The sequence below is a fragment of the Acidovorax sp. KPB24-03 genome (assembly GCF_057546605.1).
In genome coordinates this window covers 1-1,131 of sequence record NZ_BAAJYR010000715.1, presented here as the reverse complement: position 1 = coordinate 1,131, position 1,131 = coordinate 1, and the positions used below count along the sequence as shown (strand labels likewise).

The 1,131-nt window shown below is 72.8% G+C and carries 1 protein-coding gene and 1 pseudogene; one reads left to right on the top strand and one right to left on the bottom strand.

What is annotated here, in order from left to right; all coding sequences use genetic code 11:
• Positions 1 to 282: pseudogene (locus tag AC27KI_RS25445) on the bottom strand (sulfite exporter TauE/SafE family protein); the annotation flags it as partial.
• A gap of 98 nt (positions 283 to 380) precedes the next feature.
• On the opposite strand from AC27KI_RS25445, the gene AC27KI_RS25440 reads away from it, so the two are divergent.
• Positions 381 to 1,131 (top strand): LysR substrate-binding domain-containing protein (locus tag AC27KI_RS25440; protein WP_487116580.1); only part of this gene is annotated, 751 nt, incomplete at its 3' end.

The window sequence follows — 1,131 nt, the reverse complement described above, 5'->3', positions numbered from 1 at the left end:
CCACGCCGCCCCCCGCGAGCGTGCCCGCGCACACGCCCAGCTGCATGCCGCCCAGCCGGCGCACCATGGCCCCAGACCGGACAGGGGCCGCAGCTGCAGCAGATTGGTCACGAGCGAAGGCACCACCAGCAAGGCCGCCGCCTGGGCGGTGGGCATGACCAGGGCCAGCAGCGCCATCGCGACGGTCGGCAGTCCCAGGCCCACCACGCCCTTGACGCACCCGGCGAGCAGGAAGACGGCCGTGGCCGCGAGGAAGGCGGTGGGGGTGAGCGGTGCGGTCATGCCGTGGATTGTTGGAGGCGCCCGTTAACCCGGCAATCGGGATTCGGCGCAGCCTGCCTCAGGCGAGGCCATAGGCAGGGCGTGCTACCTTGGCGCCCATGGCTTTCGACCTGACCGATCTGCGACTGTTCGCCAACGTGCTGGAGGCGGGCACCATCACCGCCGGCGCATCAGCCAGCTGCATCACGCTGGCATCGGCCAGCGAGCGCATCCGCGGCATGGAATCCGCGCTGGGCGTGCCGCTGCTGCTGCGAACGCGGCGCGGCGTGTCGCCCACCCCCGCCGGGCGCACCTTGCTGCAGCACGCGTTGATCGTGCTGCAGCAGATCGAGCGCATGCAGGGGGACTTGGGCGACCATGCCTCGGGCCTGCGCGGCCACGTGCGCCTGATGTGCAACAGCGCCGCGCTGAGCGACTGGCTGCCCGACCGGCTGGCGGGTTTCCTGCACGACCATCCCGGCATGTCGGTGGACCTGCTGGAGCGCCCCAGCCACGAGATCGTGGACGCTTTGCGCCACGGCGTGTGCGAGATCGGCGTGCTGGCCGATTCGGTCGATGCCGCGGGCTTGCAGGCCTTCGTGCTGGGGGCGGACCCGCTGGTGCTGGTGGTGCCGCGCGGCCATGCGCTGGCGGCGCGCCGCCGCATCGCATTCGCCGAGGTGCTGGACTGGGAACTGGTGGGCCTGTCGGCCGGCAGCGCGCTGGACGACCACCTCTCAGGCCATGCCCGCCGGCTGGGCACCCGCCCGCGCTACCGCATCCGCCTTGGCAGCTTCGAGGCGGTCTGCCGCATGGTGGGGCAGGGCGTGGGCCTGGCCGTGGTGCCGCGCGCCGTGGTGCAGCGCTGCG